At 58.4% G+C, this 16,368-nt stretch carries 15 protein-coding genes; 6 read left to right on the top strand and 9 right to left on the bottom strand.

Annotated features, from left to right (window positions below; genetic code table 11):
• Positions 1–1,014 (top strand): J domain-containing protein (locus AB5Y97_RS17400; RefSeq protein WP_368158570.1); only part of this gene is annotated, 1,014 nt, incomplete at its 5' end.
• A 198-nt stretch (positions 1,015–1,212) separates the two neighbouring features.
• On the opposite strand, the gene AB5Y97_RS17395 is transcribed toward AB5Y97_RS17400, so the two are convergent.
• From AB5Y97_RS17395 to dusB, 3 genes are all read right to left on the bottom strand, one after another.
• Positions 1,213–2,637 carry a hypothetical protein gene (locus tag AB5Y97_RS17395; protein ID WP_368158568.1) on the bottom strand — a complete coding sequence of 475 codons (1,425 nt, stop codon included), beginning with the start codon at positions 2,635–2,637 and terminating at the stop codon, positions 1,213–1,215.
• A gap of 557 nt (positions 2,638–3,194) precedes the next feature.
• The gene (fis, locus tag AB5Y97_RS17390; RefSeq protein WP_005309538.1) at positions 3,195–3,491 is read right to left on the bottom strand and encodes a DNA-binding transcriptional regulator Fis; all 297 of its coding nucleotides are present in this window, start codon (positions 3,489–3,491) and stop codon (positions 3,195–3,197) included.
• 26 nt (positions 3,492–3,517) lie between these two features.
• Positions 3,518–4,483, bottom strand: coding sequence for a tRNA dihydrouridine synthase DusB (gene dusB / locus AB5Y97_RS17385; protein WP_368158567.1), 966 nt, complete (start codon positions 4,481–4,483; stop codon positions 3,518–3,520).
• Between the two features lie 292 nt (positions 4,484–4,775).
• Between dusB and AB5Y97_RS17380 the strand changes: the two genes are divergently transcribed.
• The 4 genes from AB5Y97_RS17380 (at position 4,776) to AB5Y97_RS17365 (ending at position 9,625) form a co-directional block, all read left to right on the top strand.
• A complete protein-coding gene (locus AB5Y97_RS17380) occupies positions 4,776–6,197 on the top strand; it encodes a TolC family protein (RefSeq protein WP_368158565.1) in 1,422 nt (473 codons plus the stop codon).
• Positions 6,198–6,270: 73 nt separating this feature from the next.
• Positions 6,271–7,275 carry a biotin/lipoyl-binding protein gene (locus tag AB5Y97_RS17375; RefSeq protein ID WP_346202294.1) on the top strand — a complete coding sequence of 335 codons (1,005 nt, stop codon included), beginning with the start codon at positions 6,271–6,273 and terminating at the stop codon, positions 7,273–7,275.
• Positions 7,275–8,429 carry an ABC transporter permease gene (locus AB5Y97_RS17370; protein ID WP_120414826.1) on the top strand — a complete coding sequence of 385 codons (1,155 nt, stop codon included), beginning with the start codon at positions 7,275–7,277 and terminating at the stop codon, positions 8,427–8,429. Before AB5Y97_RS17375 ends, AB5Y97_RS17370 begins: the two co-directional genes overlap by 1 nt.
• Positions 8,429–9,625, top strand: coding sequence for an ABC transporter permease (locus AB5Y97_RS17365; RefSeq protein WP_368158563.1), 1,197 nt, complete (start codon positions 8,429–8,431; stop codon positions 9,623–9,625). The genes AB5Y97_RS17370 and AB5Y97_RS17365 overlap by 1 nt, the downstream gene beginning before the upstream one ends.
• Positions 9,626–9,735: 110 nt before the next feature.
• Here AB5Y97_RS17365 and AB5Y97_RS17360 read toward each other — a convergent pair whose 3' ends face one another.
• From AB5Y97_RS17360 to AB5Y97_RS17350, 3 genes are all read right to left on the bottom strand, one after another.
• Positions 9,736–10,371, bottom strand: a complete 636-nt coding sequence (locus AB5Y97_RS17360; protein WP_368158561.1) for an NAD(P)-dependent oxidoreductase — start codon at positions 10,369–10,371, stop codon at positions 9,736–9,738.
• Positions 10,372–10,504: 133 nt separating this feature from the next.
• On the bottom strand, positions 10,505–11,359 hold the full coding sequence (locus AB5Y97_RS17355; RefSeq protein ID WP_368158560.1) for a DnaA/Hda family protein: 855 nt from the start codon (positions 11,357–11,359) through the stop codon (positions 10,505–10,507).
• Between the two features lie 71 nt (positions 11,360–11,430).
• Positions 11,431–12,129: a DnaT-like ssDNA-binding domain-containing protein gene (locus AB5Y97_RS17350; RefSeq protein WP_005349201.1), complete on the bottom strand. Its 699-nt coding sequence runs from the start codon at positions 12,127–12,129 to the stop codon at positions 11,431–11,433.
• A gap of 240 nt (positions 12,130–12,369) precedes the next feature.
• Between AB5Y97_RS17350 and AB5Y97_RS17345 the strand changes: the two genes are divergently transcribed.
• A complete protein-coding gene (locus AB5Y97_RS17345; RefSeq protein WP_204484104.1) occupies positions 12,370–13,341 on the top strand; it encodes a response regulator in 972 nt (323 codons plus the stop codon).
• Positions 13,342–13,415: 74 nt separating this feature from the next.
• Here the strand turns inward: AB5Y97_RS17345 and AB5Y97_RS17340 are convergent, their stop codons facing one another.
• The 3 genes from AB5Y97_RS17340 to AB5Y97_RS17330 all read right to left on the bottom strand — a co-directional run bounded on the left by AB5Y97_RS17340 (position 13,416) and on the right by AB5Y97_RS17330 (position 16,355).
• A complete protein-coding gene (locus AB5Y97_RS17340; RefSeq protein WP_335837983.1) occupies positions 13,416–14,813 on the bottom strand; it encodes a peptide MFS transporter in 1,398 nt (465 codons plus the stop codon).
• A gap of 213 nt (positions 14,814–15,026) precedes the next feature.
• Positions 15,027–15,938: a UTP--glucose-1-phosphate uridylyltransferase GalU gene (galU, locus tag AB5Y97_RS17335; protein ID WP_064338738.1), complete on the bottom strand. Its 912-nt coding sequence runs from the start codon at positions 15,936–15,938 to the stop codon at positions 15,027–15,029.
• A gap of 96 nt (positions 15,939–16,034) precedes the next feature.
• Positions 16,035–16,355 (bottom strand): ComEA family DNA-binding protein, encoded by a 321-nt coding sequence (locus AB5Y97_RS17330; RefSeq protein ID WP_064338737.1) that lies wholly within the window; start codon positions 16,353–16,355, stop codon positions 16,035–16,037.
• Positions 16,356–16,368: the final 13 nt, after the last annotated feature.

The raw sequence follows: 16,368 nt of genomic DNA, 5'->3' as shown, positions 1-16,368 counted from the left end.
CTGGAGCGTGAGCAGTGTGGGCTGATTTTTCAGCTTTGCCAGCGGCTGGCCGGTTTCACCGCCCGCAAAAGTTTTACCCAGTGGCAGCGCGAGATGCTCCATGGCTGGATTGATGAATTGATGGGGTATCTTGAATCCAACCCGTTTCGGGGGGAGCTGGATCTGGAGTCACTCTATATGGCGGTGCAAGCGGGCAGCGTCAGCCAGCTCGATGATGATCAGCTCGAGGCGAGCTGCGATTTTATCACTGACATGCTGCAAGAGGCGTTTGGCGAGAGCCCCGATGATATCGAGCTGCTGCGCGAGATGGTCAGAAATCCCGAGAAGCTGCGCGACTATATGCAAGCCCAGGCCCAAAAACAGGGCGGTGATGAGCATGAGTGGGACGACGACGCGCCGGACTGTGGCGATGACCCCTTTGCCAATGACGAGGCTTTCGCACGTTGGCAGGATCATCATGACATGGCCGATCCGGATGAGGTTGCCAGGGTTGAGCAACTGCTCGATAACTCAAGCCTTAAGCAGCTCTATCGCAAGCTGGCTATGACGCTGCACCCGGATCGGGAGCAAGACCCGGTCAAGCGTGAAGAGAAGAGCCGCCTGATGGGCGAGCTCAGCCATGCGTGGGAAACGCGGGATATGTTTACTCTGTTGCACCTGGCTCACACCCATCTGCCCGAGGCAGACAAGCTGCTGAGTGAAGAGAATCTGGTGGCCATCAATCCGGCGCTCTGGCAGAAAAAACGTGAGCTCGAGATCTGCTTTTATAGTGGCCCGGAGGGAGTGCAAGGGGTTATCTTGCACAAGTTTAAACAGCGCTCGAAGAAGAAGACCGATCTCGCGTTCGAGGAGCATCAGCACTATCTACAGCGGGATATCAAGCAGTTGCATGGACAACTGGCGACCATCACCACCCTTGCAACCCTCAAACCCTATCTGGCCGAGCGCTGGGACGCACGTCAGCACGCCATCTGGGATGAAGAGCCGGACTTTGATGAGATCTTCTTTCGATAACACTTTTTTCGAAAACACATTTTTTGAAAACACCTATTTCGAAAACAAGAGAGAGCCAATGGCTCTCTCTTGTTTTGGGTAGCTTGAAGGATGTCGTGGCAATGAGACATCCAGATGAGTGCTATCGAGGCGCTGGACAGCCAAGGGCGCATGGAACACCAGCACAAGCTGACTGACCGAGTGAAAGGTGTTAGCGCCTTATTTATTCTCGGCCTGATACTGCACACCGCTCGCCGACATGGTAATGGCCGGTAGCTTTTGACGAACCGCCTCCCAAAAGCTGCTCTTGCGTTTGTGCTGCTGATAAAGCTGATTCAGATACTCCTGTGGCGAACAGAGAGGTCTCTCTCCATCCTCTTGTTCTACCTTTAAGGCCGCCTGATAATCCAGGCTCTTTTTCAGATCCGAGGCTGCCCCTGTGTAGTAGGTGCTCTTGCCCTGATTAACGACATTGGCCACCAATTGACGACGTAGCCGCACTGCCACCACGATAAATCCCTGCTGATAGAGGCGGCTCGACCAGGTTCGTACGGTTGAACCAGCAAGGAGTGAGAGATCCTCCTGCAAGTCTGCATCTGTACATTGCTCAAGCCGTTGTGCCAGTTGTGGCCATGCATCAACCTCCTCCAACAGCAACAAGACCTCGCGTAGCCCCCATGATTCGGCAATGGCAACAAACTGGCCTAATGCTACTTCTCTAGGCTCATCTCCACTTTGGCAATAACTCGCAAAAAACGAGTTTGCCCGTGTGCTAGCAAACGCGCGTAATGCCTGAGCATGAGCGTCAGCTCGGCGTCCCTCTTCCAGATAGGCCCGGATCAACACTTGATGCCACAGGTTCAATTGGCGGTGGCGCTGCAACAGAGCCGAGTCCATTGCCTCTAATACCGCGATGGCTTGATCGGCGCGTAATTCGTCGGTCAGCAGTCTGGCATAGTCAATCTGCTGACGGGGGTGGCTAAAGAGACCAGCCTTTTGCACCGAGTCAAAGAATGCAATATCACGCAACTCAAAGCTCAACCCCAACGCCTCTGGCAATAGACCTGCCGCCGCATAGTTATCGCGCAAGGCTCGCATCACTGGGGAGCCGAGCACATCACGGTAATCAAACAGGCAAGTAATGCTGATCGATGGATCAATGTCTGACAATCCGTCACGCAATCGACGAGCCAGCACCTCTGGGGGGACAGACTCTCGTTGAGCAGCGATCGCCATCAACCACTGTTCGACCAGCGCAAGATGGTAGTCCTCCCAGCTGCCACTGGATGTATCCATCTTTTCATACAAGGCTCTGGCATTCGCCAGCAACTCGAGGGCGAAGAGTTCTCCCTCCCTTGGAGAGGCGACGATCCCCTTGGCCAGCAACGGAATAAACTGATTTTGCAAGGTATCGAAGAAGGCATCCACCTCCTTATAATCCCAGGAAGGGGGGCGACGAGTGAGCTTGCTATACTCTTTTTTTGCCAATGCCAATAAGGCATCCTCAGCAGTAAGGTACTGGTTAATCAGGTGCTTTTTTGCGAGGGGAAGATGCGTTGCCAGGTCAAGCACGATAGCCAACAGCTCGGCTTGGCTTTTGCTTTCCAGTTTACTCAATTGCGCTTTGGTTAATATTCGTGCCATCAGCTGAACTACCCATTATCAGGTCTATCTAATCGAACATTGTGCCTGAGACCGATATAGATGCCTATCCATTGGAGCGACATCCCCCGGATGACAGAGACCATAAAGAACACATGGTTAAGAAACCATGTCTACGTCGCTGGAGGCGCTCAGCAATGAACACCTGCAAGAGCAAGCCACCAAGGCCCGATTTGCTGCTCGTATCCTTCATGCCCACTTTCTGGCACAACGTAGCGAACACCAGTGGTGGTACCCATCAAGATTGGCCGCAACGAGCCGTGTCCCTTTGGCTGCGGCTAGAAGTACAAGCAGTGCTGTTTGCACTGACCAACAACATAGATAGCAAGAGAGGGCCATTGGCCCTCTCTTGCATTAGGCAACATGGGGAGGATAGGTACAGTTATGTGGTCAACGCTGTTCATCAGGCTAGTCCGAGTTGAGTCGTCGACAATGATAACTAGTCTTGTAGGTGTGGGTTCAAATGTGGGTTCAAAACGAAAAAGGCACTATCAATAAAATGATGGTGCCTTTATTTTCAATAGCTTAGCTGTTATGGCTTAGTTCATGCCGTAACGCTTGAGCTTCTTGCGCAGGGTGCCACGGTTGATACCCATCATCACGGCAGCGCGAGTCTGGTTACCACGGGTGTACTGCATGATCACGTCCAGCATCGGCGCTTCGACTTCGGAGAGAACCATATCGTACAGATCAATCACTTCCTGACCGTTCAACTGGGCCAGGTAGTTACGCAGGGCCTGTTGCACAGAGTCACGCAGGGGGCGCTGGGTCGGCTCGGCAGCGTGATTGTGAGTAGTTGTTACCAATGCATCAGAAGTCAGGGTTTGTTCGAACATATTCGGTCGGCTCTTTAGTTATCTTGTTAACCTAATCCATCGAAATACGCTTCGAGTGCCTCAAGTTGCGCGTCTGCGCAATCCAGGGCATTGAAGTGCTTACGGAATTCTCGGCCCGTCTCTTCTTCATCCAGATACCAGCCCACGTGTTTACGGGCTATGCGCGCTCCCAGATATGCACCATAAAACCGGTGCAGGTTGGTTACATGCTCGTTCATCAGGGTGCGAACCTCTTCCCTCTCGGGAGGCGGCAGCTTGGTGCCCGTCTCAAGAAAATGACGGATTTCCCGGAAAATCCAGGGTTGTCCTTGCGCAGCTCGGCCGATCATCACGGCGTCAACACCGGTATAGTCGAGGACATACCGGGCTTTCTCCGGGCTGTTGATGTCACCATTGGCGACAACAGGAATCGATACGGCCTGCTTAATCGCCCTGATCGTGTCGTACTCCGCTTCGCCCTTGTAGAGGCAGGCACGGGTACGACCATGCACGGCAAGGGCCGCGATACCGCAATCTTCGGCGATTCGGGCGATCTCCACGCCATTGCGGTTATCCGGATCCCATCCTGTGCGGATCTTCAAGGTGACAGGCACCTCCACTGCATCCACCACGGCCCGGCAAATTGCTTTGACCTGATCGGGGGCACGCAGCAGGGCAGAACCTGCCAACTTCTTATTCACTTTTTTTGCCGGACATCCCATGTTGATGTCGACGATCTGTGCGCCCTGCTCCACGTTGTAGCGGGCAGCAAACGCCATCATCTCGGGGTCGGCTCCGGCAATCTGGACCGATCGCAATCCGCCTTCTGCAGAGTGATCCATCCTCATCCGGGTTTTCTGGGTATCCCAGACATCCGGGTTGGCCAGCAGCATCTCGGAAACGGCCATGCCAGCCCCCAATCGCAAACAAAGTTCACGGAATGGTCGGTCAGTTACACCGGCCATGGGAGCCACAATCAAGGGAGTTTCAAGCGTGTGGGGACCTATCTGCATTCCACGGTTACCATCGGCTTAGGGCGGCGTATATTACGCATTTTTTAGGCAGGAGAAAAGGTTAGTATTTGAGCGTCAGCCATTTTTTTCTGAAAAAAACGTCGCGCCAAGGCTTGCAAATTCTGGAGTTATTGAAAAACGGCCAGATTGCCGGAGAGTGAGCGCTGTACCATTCGGGTCGGACGCCTGCATAATTGTCAGTCCACTTGCAGGCTCGCTTTGCGTTATGATAGCGGGCTTAAGTCGAGCAAATGCTCCAAACATTTATGCAATAAAAGCGGATTGGGGATCTATGACGTCAAGGTTCATTAAATCACTCTGGCCGTGTCTGATGGGGGCCGTGCTGGGGTCGGCGCAGGCGCAAACCATCAGTTTCGGCGAAGCCTGGACCCGGGTCATCCAACAGGATGAAGGGCTGGCTGCCGAACAGGCCGGGGTCGATCGGGCCAAGCAGCTGCGCGAGGCTGCCAAATCCATGTATCTGCCCAAGGTCGATGTGGGGGCCAGCTATACCCACCTCGATCAGCCGATGGAACTCGACATGATGGATCTCAACCCCATCGCCAACCATCCGGAGATGATCAAGGCGCTGCAGGGCATACTGGGCCAATTTCCGGTACCTCTTCCCCAACTCTCACATGACGACTTTGTTACTCCGCTGACCAAACAGAATGTCGTGACCAGCTCGGTCAAGATGCTCTGGCCGCTCTTTACCGGCGGTCGCATCGATGCGGCGCAGGATATCCGCCAGGCGCAGGTGAGCGAGGCGCAACAGCTGCTGGTGCTCAAGGAGCAGTCCACTTTCGAGAGCCTCTCCCAGGCCTATTTCGGTGTGGTGCTGGCAGGTCAGGTGGTACAGACCAAGCAGGATATTGAGGACGGGCTGGCCCGCCATCTGGATCACGCCAGGAAGCTCGAAGCGCAGGGGCAGATTGCCAAGGTGGAGCGCCTCTCCGCCCAGTCGGCCTATGACCGCGCCCGTATCGATACCCAGAAGGCGCGCCGCAGCCTCGAGATCGCCGAGCTGGCCCTTGGCCGCATGCTGAAGTTGCCAAATGCCCAGCCGGGCAGCGGCCTGTTCGTCAACAAGGAGCTGCCGCGCCTTGAGGGGTTGGTGAGTCAGACCCTGGAGGTGCACCCCGGTCTCAAGCTGCTCACTGCCAAGAAGGAGCAGGCCAAGGGGCTGATCCGGGTCGAGCAGGGCAAATATGCCCCCGAGGTGTTCCTGTTCGGCAACTACAACCTCTATGAAGATGATTCACTCGCCTCCAAGACCGCTCCGGACTGGCTGGTGGGGGTGGGTGTCAGCATGCCGCTGGTGAGCCGCGATGGCCGCTCCGAGACGGTACAGGCCGCCAAGAGCGCCGAACTGCAGGTCAATCTGCTGCAGGCCAAGACTCGCGATGATCTGAAACTGCTGGTGGAAAAGACCTGGCGCGAAGCGGCGCAGGGGCTGGAGGAGTATCAATCCCTCTCTTCCACCCAGGCGCTGGCAGAGGAGAACGTGCTGCTGCGGGACAAAGCCTTCGGGCAGGGGCTCTCGACCTCCCTTGATGTGGTGGATGCCCAGAACCAGCTGGCAGGGGTCAAGACCCAGCGCGCGGCGGCGGCTTATCAATATGTGGTGTCGCTGGCCCGCCTGCTGGCACTCTCCGGCCAGATGAACAGTTTCAATCAATATCAGCACGGTCAGGTGATCGAGGTGAACTCATGATCGCACTCCAGTCCGTTCCTTTTTCTATCTCTGTTTCGACCGTCAAGGGTCGCCCGTTTGTCGAGGTGAAGTGATGAGCCATCCCCCCATCAAAAAGAAGATGAGCCAGGGTAAACCGCTGTTGTTGCCATTGGCGCTGGTGATCCTGGTGGTGTGGCTCGGCTGGCGTTTCTGGCTGGCCTATCAGCCGGAGCCGGTGCATCTGCAAGGGCAGATTGAAGCGCAGCAATATTCGGTCTCCTCCAAGGTGCCGGGTCGCATCGACGAGGTGCTGGTGAAAAAAGGCGATCAGCTGGCCAAGGATCAACTGGTCTTTACCCTGGCGAGCCCCGAGATCGAAGCCAAGCTGAGCCAGGCCAAAGCCGGTGAGGCCGCAGCGGGTGCGCTGGCGCAAGAGGCGGAGAAAGGGGCCCGAGCCCAGCAGATCGCCGCTGCCAAGGATCAGTGGCAAAAAGCCAAGGCTGCCGCCCAGCTGCGCGGCAAGACCTATGAGCGGGTTGCCAGCCTGCACCGCGATGGCGTAATGCCGCTCCAAAAACGCGACGAGGCCTGGACTGCCTGGCAAGCCGCCCGCTACAGCGAAGGGATGGCGTGGCAGCAGTACCAGATGGCGTTGGAAGGGGCGCGGGAAGAGACCAAGATCGCCGCCCGCGAGAAGGCCAAAATGGCGGCCGGTTCCGTGGCCGAGGTTGAGGCCTATCTGGCCGACACCCGCATCACCAGTCCCCACAATGGTGAAGTGAGTCAGGTGTTGCTGCGTAGCGGCGAGCTGGCGCCGCAAGGCTTCCCGGTTGTGACCCTGCTCGATATGAGTGATGCCTGGGCCCAGTTCCACGTGCGCGAGGATCTACTGCCCCGCTTCCCGGTCGGTACCGAGTTCGATGCCCGCATCCCGGGCCTTGGCGATCAGATGGTGCGCTTCAAGGTGACCCATGTGGCCGTGATGGGGGATTTCGCCACTTGGCGTGCTACCGATACCCGTCAGGGTTTCGATATGAAGAGCTTCCAAGTGGAGGCTCGCCCGCTGCAACCGGTTGAGGGGCTGCGGGTTGGCATGAGTGTGCTGGTTGAACTCTGATGGGACGTGAATTTCGGCTGCTGTGGCAGGATCCATTCAGCCGTGCCCTGATGAGCTGGGTGCCGCTGCTGCTGATGGGGATCCTCTGCTGGATCTTCTCGGCAGGATTGGCCCGCGACCTCAAGGTGGGGCTGGTGGATCTCGACCACAGCGTGCTGTCGCGTCAGCTCGCCTTCTCGCTGAATGGCTCGGCCGGGCTCAAGGTGGCGCAACAGTTCGACTCCATCGATGCCGGGGCGCGCGCCCTGCGCGGTGGCGATATCTATGCGCTGGTGGTGATCCCCAACCATCTGGAGCGAGATGCTCGTCAGGGCACCCAGCCGCAGGTGACTGTGTTCAACAACGGCCAGTTCATCCTCATCGCCAAGCTGGTTAACTCGGCACTGGCGCAGGTGGTAGGCACTCTCAACGGTCAGGTCGGTGTGCTGGAGGCGATGGCCGACGGCAAGGCATTGCCCGGCGCGCTCGGGCAGTCGGTGCCTATCAGCAGTCAGGTCACTGCGCTCTATAACCTCAACTCCAGCTACGCCCAGTTTCTGTTGAGCGCCATTCTGCCAGCCGTATGGCAGATCCTGGTGGTGCTGTTCGGCCTCAATGCGCTGGCCCGTACCGATCGGCTGGGACTGGACTGGACCACACGCGGTGTCTGGTTTGGTCTCTGGCGCACCCTGCTGCCCCACGTGCTGATTGGCTGGGGGTGGGGAATTGTCTGGACACTGCTGCTGTTCAAGGGCTTCTCCTACCCCATGCACGGCAGCTGGCTGGTGCTGGTGGTGGGTCTGGGGCTCGCCTCGGCGGCCTGCGTCACCATGGGGGCCTTTTTCTACGGCATCATTCGGGATCCGGCCCGTGCCCTGTCGCTGGCGGGGGCTTACACTGCGCCCGGTTTCGCCTTTATGGGGGTCACCTTTCCGGTGAGCGCCATGGGGGATTTCGCCCGCTTCTGGCGCAGCCTGTTGCCGGTCTCTCACTATGTGGAGCTGCAGATTGGTCAGAGCAACTACGGTCTGCCTCTCGCATCGGCGTTGCCGCAACTGGGGGCGCTGCTGCTGTTTCTGCTTCCCTTGCTGCTGGTGGTGCGCCGTTACAAACAGCAGGCCGAACTGGCCCGTCAATCAGCCGCAGTGGCAGTCGCCGAAAAGGAGCCTGAGTGATGCTGGGATTTGTCGATCTGTTGCGCCTCGAGTTACGCACCCTGCTGGCGGATCGCGCCATCATGCTCACCCTGTTTGGCGGGGTGTTCTTCTACTCCTTCCTCTACCCCCAACCCTATCTGCATCAACTGCCGCGGGAAGAGGCGGTGGTGGTGGTCAATGAAGATGGCAGTCAGCTGTCGCGTCAGCTGGAATTTATGGCCGATGCCACGCCGCAGGTGAAGCTGGTAGCGCGGGCCAATTCGCTGGATGAAGCGCGGCAGCTGATGATGGCCGGGAAGGCGAGCGGGATCCTGCATATCCCCAACCACTTCTATCGGGATCTGATGCTGGGCAAGAGCGTTACCCTGAGTTATGCCGGTGATGCCTCCTACTTTCTGGTCTACGGTACCATTGCCGAGGGGCTGGCACAGGCCGGCGGCACTCTCGCCGCGCAGGTGAAGGTGGCGCGGCTGTTGAGCCACGGCGAAGCGCTGCCACAAGCGGCCATGGGCTGGAATGCGGTGGCCCTCAACGTGGTGCCGGTGTTCAACCCCACCATGGGTTACGTCAACTACGTGGTGCCGGCGGTGTTTGTGCTGATCCTTCATCAGGTGCTGCTGATGGGGGCGGGGATCCTGGGGGCGACCCAGAACCAGCGCGGCTGTCGCGGCGAGCATGGCTACTGGCAAAGCGCGCCGGTGTTGCCGCTGCTGCTGGCCAGAACCCTGGTGCTGGCGGGGTTGTTCCTGCTGCCGGTGAGCTACTTCCTCGGCTTCTGCTTCGATCACTACAACATCGCTCGCCATGCCGACCCGGTGCAGCTTTGGCTGTTTGCTCTGCCGTTCCTGCTGGCGACCTGCTGGTTCGGGATTGTGTTGGGGGCGATCTTTACCCGGCGGGATCTGCCGACTCAGGTGGTGCTGGTCTCCTCCTTGCCGCTGGTCTTTCTGGCGGGCTTTATCTGGCCGCTGGAGCTGATCCCGGCGCCTCTCAACTGGCTGGCTCAGTGGGTGCCCACTATCCCCGCCATCGAGGGTTTTCTGCGCCTTAACCAGATGGGGGCCGACTTTGCGCAGGTCTCCCGCTACTGGTGGCAGCTGTGGGGTCTGGCGCTGCTCTACGGCGTGCTGGCCTGCCTGCTGCTGTGTTGGCGGCAGCAGTCGTTGCCGGTTGCTCGTCCGTCAGTCGTGCAGGGTGAAACCACCGCCGGTTAAGCGGGATAGGGCAAGCGCCCGTGAGATGGCGTGTGCGGTAAAGCAAAAACGGTCAGCCGAAGGGCTGACCGTTTTGTTATGTGGTGGGGTTAAGCGGTTTTACTGCTGCTTTAGCCACGCTGGAGCGTGGGATCCCCGATGGCGTAGATCTGCCCCACTGCCGTCTCATCCGCCAGCAGGCGCAGCCCTTGGGCGGCCACATCGGCGCGGCGTACCAGTCCGTGTAACTCCTTGTTCTGACTTAGCTCGGCGCGGCCGGTGGCATCGCCATCCTGCAGGCCCGCCGGGCGCAGAATGGTCCATGCGAGGGCGCTGGTCTGCAGCCAGCTCTCCGCCAGACTCTTGAGACGTACCTCGTGACCGAAGGCGGCGCGTGCCCGCTCCGGCAGATACTGCCAGCTGTCGCCACAGCCGAGGGAGGTGACCAGCAGCAGTCGTTTCAGGCCAGCCTGCTCCATGGCATCGATTACATGGCGGTTGCCCTGATAGTCCACTGGCACTGTTTGGCGAAAGCTGCCGAGGGTAGAGACGACCTGAGCATCTTGTCCCGCACGGGCACATGCCTGCTGCACCGCAGCCGGATCCAGCGCATCCCCTTCAATCACCTCAACTCCCAGCGCACTCAGTTCCATGGCCATCTCGGGGCTGCGCACCAGCGCAACGACCCGGTGCCCCTGGTTCAGGGCGTGATGAGTAAAGGCGCGGCCCAGCCCGCGGCTGGCTCCGAAAATCAGTGTGGTTGGCATAGATGAGCTCCCTTGGCAAAAGGGGCTAGCCTAGTGGCTTGTTCGCTTGCTGTAAATGAGAGTTGTTTCTATTTGTGAGCTGGCAGGGAGGAGAGAGTGCGAGCCGCCAGCGACTCGCACTCTTTGAGAGGCATCAGCCGTTGTAGTTGCCGATGCTGGGGCGACGGCTGGGGCCGCTCAAGTGGATATCCACCGGATTGAATGCCTTGATCGCCTCATAGCTGAAATCACCGATCGCCTGATGCAGGCTCTGGGGCGTGTGGTTGGTGATGATGATGACGCTCTTTGACAGGTTGCGACGGCGGCGCAGCAGATGGCCGAGGAAGCTGGACTGGCTCTCCGCCATCTTGGCACGGTTGGCCGATACCTCGTCGATGAGCAGCAGATCCACCTCTTCCAGCGCGCGGCGGTACTGGTTGCGCTCATCCTGATCGGGGATGACGTTGAAGAAGAGGCGATCGACGATGGAGGCCCACTGCTGGAAGATCACCGATTTCTGGTGACGCTCGATCAGCTCGTGCGCAACCGCCCCCGCCAGCGTTGACTTGCCGGTGCCGTAGTCGCCGTAGATCAGCATGCAGCCGCCACCGCTCTTCTCCCAGTGCTCGAAACCGCTGATAAAGTAACGTGCTGTCTCGATGGGATATTGCAGCGCCGGATCTGTGGCATCCATCTTGTCGAACACCCAGTCAGGGTTGAGGTCGGCCTGGGCGATCAGCTTCTGGATCCGCTCCTGACGGGCTGCCTTCTGCAGCTCGCGCACCTCGGCGTTGGCCTTGGCGTCATACTCCTTGCGCAGGGTCTCGTAGTCATACTGGCCGCCGCCGGTCTCTTGTTGCAGGCGACGAATGCGCTCCAGCAGGCCACCCACATGGCGGCTCAATTCCGGGTCGTGAATGCGGTGATCCTGCTTGGCTTTGGCGATCTTCTGGCGCTTGGCTTCGATCTCTTCCAGCTCCTGGCGCAGGGGATCTTGCGGGTCAGTCATGGAATGCTCCTTCTGCTCGATCAGGGATGGGTAGACAAAGGGTTGATTCTGCCTGCAGGCGGGGGCCGCTATCAATCATTATCCGGCTCCTGCTGCGCTGCGGGTTCTTGCGTCTGCTGTTGGGCCAGTCTCTTGGCCTCTTCGATCATCTGCTGTGCCCGTTTGCTGGGGCCCGACTCTGCCGGGGCCGGCGTCACCTGCTGATAGCCCTGCACCTCCATCGGTTTGCGACGGGTATAGCGGCGGGTCTTGAGGGCGCGAATGAACTTGAGCATCCATTGATGCTGGGAGTCGAACACTTCGGGGCGCCCCAGCCAGTAGGCGATAAACTCCCCCAGATCCTCTTCGCTGTAGCTGGCATCGATCACTCCGCACAGACGGGCGAGGGCAGGCAACTCTTCGTCCGGGCGCCATTGCAGATGCATCTGGAAGGGACGCTCCGGCAGCGGGCTGCGCAACTTCTGGGTCAGCAATGGCAATTGGAACGGGCACTGATGGTAGTGCTCACTCTCGGGCTGAGCCTCGACCTGCAGCAGGCCCGCCTCCATCAGTTCATCGAACAGCTCGGTGAGCTGGCGGGCATTGACCTGAAACGAGAAGCCGCAGGGATCACCCGGATCGACCACCGCCAGCGCCCGACCCAGCTCGGGATAGTTGAGCCGGGCCGCCTGATTTTCCAGCACCAGTCGGCGCAGCTGCAGGGTATAGAGACTGCGAGCCGGATGGGACAATCTTGGGTGGGCAAGGGCGCTGTATTCGGCTGGGGTCATGGTCTTCTTCACGAGCTGGAGTGGGGGGCATTATCCCTTATGGCGCCCACTTGCACAATTCGGATGGCGGTCGTAGTCGCGGGGCCTCCCGAGCGAATAGAGCTACGCGGACGGATGGGGTTCTCTTGATGCCATCGTATGATCGAGGTCTACTTTTGACGCAGGGTTTCCGCGCTGACCGCACTTTTGAGCTAGTCTTAATACCTAAATAACCAATTGACTAATAAGAGCTTTATCAAGATGTCAAAAGCCGGGCTACGGATCCTGGTGGTGGAGGACGAGGCCGTTTTTCGCCACTCGTTAGTGAGTTACCTCGCACGGGACGGGGCAACGGTGTTTCAGGCCGAAGATGGTATTGAGGGGCTATCGGCGGCGGCCCTCTACCATCCTGATGTGGTGCTCTGCGATCTCAATATGCCCAATATGGATGGCCACGAGGTGATCGCCTGCCTCTCTGCGCGCTATCCCCATATTCCGGTTATCGTCATTTCGGCCCAGAGCACCATGGAGGCAGTCGCCAGCGCCTTGCGTGCCGGTGCGCGGGACTATCTGCTCAAACCCCTCGAGGATTACGCGCTGGTAGAGCGCAGCATTGAACAGTGTCTCAACGGCAGCGCCAGCCGGGCGCAGCAACTGGAGCTGATGGATCACATCGACTATTTCAGTGCCCACGACAAGGCGGCCAGCCGCCTGCTGGCGGGGCTCAAGCCGCCGGGCTTGCAGGAGTGGGGTCCCTGGCAGGTCACGTTCAAGGGGCTGGGGCAGTTGTTTATTCCAGATACCTTCAAGGTGGAAGACAAGCTGCTGGTGCTGGTGATGGAGCTGCCCATCATGGGTACGGATGCGGCATTTTGTGGTGCGCTGGTGCGATCCTTGATGAACGTCCCCTACCGCCAGTTTCAGCAGAACGAGAGCCGGTTGCTGAGCCAGCCGCACCGGTTGCTCGACTACCTCAACCATCAGTTGATGGCGTCCGGGCTTCGCCACTCTTTTGCCATGGCGGCGCTGCTGTTTGATCAGCATGATGGGCTGGTGTTTGCCAACGCAGGGCTCACCTCTCCCCACTGGCTGATGCGCTCCGGCGGCCTACCCCTTGGTCTGATGCGCAGCAGCCACTACGCCCTGCACAAACGCAGCTGGCATGAACCGTTCGCCCTGCAGTTTCGCAGCGACAGCGGCGGCTCGCTGGATGTGCAGGTTCGTCATCACTGATGCCGCCTGATAAACAGGCCAAAACAAACAGGGCGCCGATGGGCGCCCTGTTTGTTGTTTACAATCCTGACCGTTTAGACGGTGGCGGAGTGCAGTTTCTTCTCTTGAGCTTGCGGCTCTTTGGCCGGGCCTTCGGCACCGTGCATCCAGTAAACCAGGCGGTTGGCCATGGTCAGCAGGATCAGGGCGCTCAGTACCGCCGCCAGGGCGATGCCACCGAAGATGGCGATCGGGCCGGCTTCACCCACGAAGGAGCCGATAAAGCCCGCAGCGTAGTTGGCCAAGGCAACGAAGCCAAACCAGGCACCCATCATCAGGGAAGCCAGACGCAGCGGAGCCAGCTTGGTCACCATGGAGAGGCCAATCGGGGAGAGGCAGAGCTCGCCCAGGGTGTGGAACAGGTATGCGCCAACCAGCCAGAACATGGAGGTCTTGACGGTGTTGTCACCACCCTGCTGCAGCACGGCACCGACCATGAACAGGAAGCCGATAGCCAGGAACAGCAGACCCATGGCGAATTTCACCGGAGAGTTCGGCTCTTTCTTGCCGAGCTTGATCCAGATGGCCGCAACGACCGGTGCCAGAGTGATAATGAAGAAGGGGTTCAGGGACTGGAACCAGGCAGTCGGCACTTCGAAGCTGCCGATCATGCGGTCGGTATACTCCTGGGTGTAGAGGTTCATCAGACCACCGGCCTGCTCGAAGCCGGCCCAGAAGATGATGGTGAACAGACCCAGTACCAGAATAACCTTGATGCGATCCACTTCCTGCTTGGTCAGCGGTGCTTTCTGCTCGGTAGTACGCAGGGCGGCTGCGCGCTGGGCGGCAGTGACGCGACCGATGTCACCCAGGAAACGCTGGGCCATGGTGGCCTGGATCACCAGAGAGAGCAGCATACCGATACCGGCGCCGACGAAAGCAGCTTGCCAGCCGTAGGCCGTAGCGGCAGCACCACAGATCACGCCTGCCAGCAGGGAACCCAGGTTGATGCCCATGTAGAAGATGGTGAAAGCACCATCACGGCGGTGATCGCCCTCTTCATAGAGGTCACCCACCATGGTGGAGATGTTCGGTTTGAACAGGCCGGTACCCACGATCAGCAGCGCGAGGCCGGCGTAGAACATGGTGTTGACCATATCCGGGAACATGGCGTGGGGCAGTGCCAGGGTGAACTGACCTGCGGCCATCAGCACAGCACCGATCAGGATGGCGCGACGTTGACCCAGGAAGGTGTCAGCCAGCCAGCCGCCGATCAGCGGAGTGATATAAACCAGACCGGTATAGATACCGTAGAGTTTGAGGGCATCTGCCTGACTCCAGCCCAGACCGCCGTTGGCAGTCAGGTCGGTCAGATAGAGCACCAGCACGGCACGCATGCCGTAATAGGAGAATCTCTCCCACAGTTCGGTACTAAAGAGCAAAAAAAGCCCTTTAGGGTGACCTAAAAAGGTCCCTTTTGACGGGTTATTCATTGGAACTTCCACCTGTGTCTTATATTTTTTTGAGTTTTTTATGCAAGGGCGAGAAACACGCCTCAATCCTTATAGAGCATGTGTGAATAAATTACAACATTATGATTTGCTGAGAGTTTATTTACTCTTGATTGATTTTTTGTTGCAAAAATGAAAAAGGAGCATCGTTTGATGCCCCTTAAATACGTCTATAAAAAACAGATTTATCAGCGATTACAACTGCTTGACGAACTGCTTCAGCCAGCCGATGAATTCACCATTCAGCTCGTGATGGCGCACACCATATTCCACATTGGCTTTCATGTAACCGAGCTTGCTGCCGCAATCGTGGCTCTTGCCCTTCATGAAGTAGGCGTTGACCTGTTCCTGCTCCATTAACATGGCGATGGCGTCGGTCAGCTGGATCTCGTCACCGGCACCGGCCGGGGTCTTCTCCAGCAGCGGCCAGATATTGGAGGAGAGGACGTAACGACCCACGACCGCCAGATTGGAGGGGGCTTCGTCACGGGGTGGCTTCTCGACAATGGCCTGCATCGGCAGGGACATCCCTTCGCTCAGCGCTTCACCCTTGATGTCGGCGATGCCGTACTTGTCCACTTCGCTCTCGGGCACCGCTTCCACCATGATCTGGCTGATCTGGTTCTCTTCGAACATGTGCACCATCTCGGCCAGGTTGTCCTGCTTGAGGTTGCTGGCGACGTCGTCGATCAGCACATCCGGCAGCAGCACGGCGAAGGGGTTGTCACCGATCAGCGGACGGGCGCAGAGCACAGCGTGGCCCAGCCCTTTGGCCTCGCCCTGGCGGACGTGCATGATGGTGACATCTTTCGGGCAGATCTGTTGCACCTCTTCCAGCAGCTGACGCTTGACCCGTTTCTCGAGGGTCGCTTCCAGCTCGAAGCTCTTGTCGAAGTGGTTTTCGATGGAGTTTTTACTGGAGTGGGTGACCAGAATGATCTCCTTGATCCCGGCGGCGATCGCTTCGCGCACCACATACTGGATCAGCGGTTTGTCGACCACCGGCAGCATCTCTTTCGGGATGGCTTTGGTGGCTGGCAACATGCGGGTACCCAGACCGGCTACCGGGAGCACGGCCTTGCGAACGATCAGAGGGGTCTTTTTCATGGAAAACTATCCAGAGAGATGAAAGTGCGGCAATCATACTCCAAGAAAAATGGGGCAGCCACCGGCTGCCCCATTTGTATATGCAGGGCTCGGACGTTATTTGACGATGATCATGTCACGATTGGCTTCCAGCGTGGCCGGGCCAATGCCATTGACATCCGCCAGCTGATCGACCGAGGTGAACTTTCCCTGTTTTTCCCGATAGTCGACGATGGCCTGTGCCTTCTTGTCGCCAATCCCTTTCAGGCTGGTGAGTTCGGCAAGGGTGGCCGTATTGATATTCAGTTTGCCGTCCTCCTTGGCGACCGCGGCCGTGGTTGTTTGCTTGGGCGCTACCTTATCTGTGGCCAGCACGGGTTGGCTGAACAGGGGCAAGCAGGCCAGCAGCATGACTGCAGAGAGTTTCTTCATCAGCATTTCCATTCCTCCA

The organism is Aeromonas sp. R10-2, assembly GCF_040908445.1.
Classification (GTDB): Bacteria; Pseudomonadota; Gammaproteobacteria; order Enterobacterales; family Aeromonadaceae; genus Aeromonas; species Aeromonas veronii.
The sequence above is the reverse complement of the archived record's forward strand: the minus strand, read 5'-3'. Positions and strand labels throughout refer to the sequence as shown.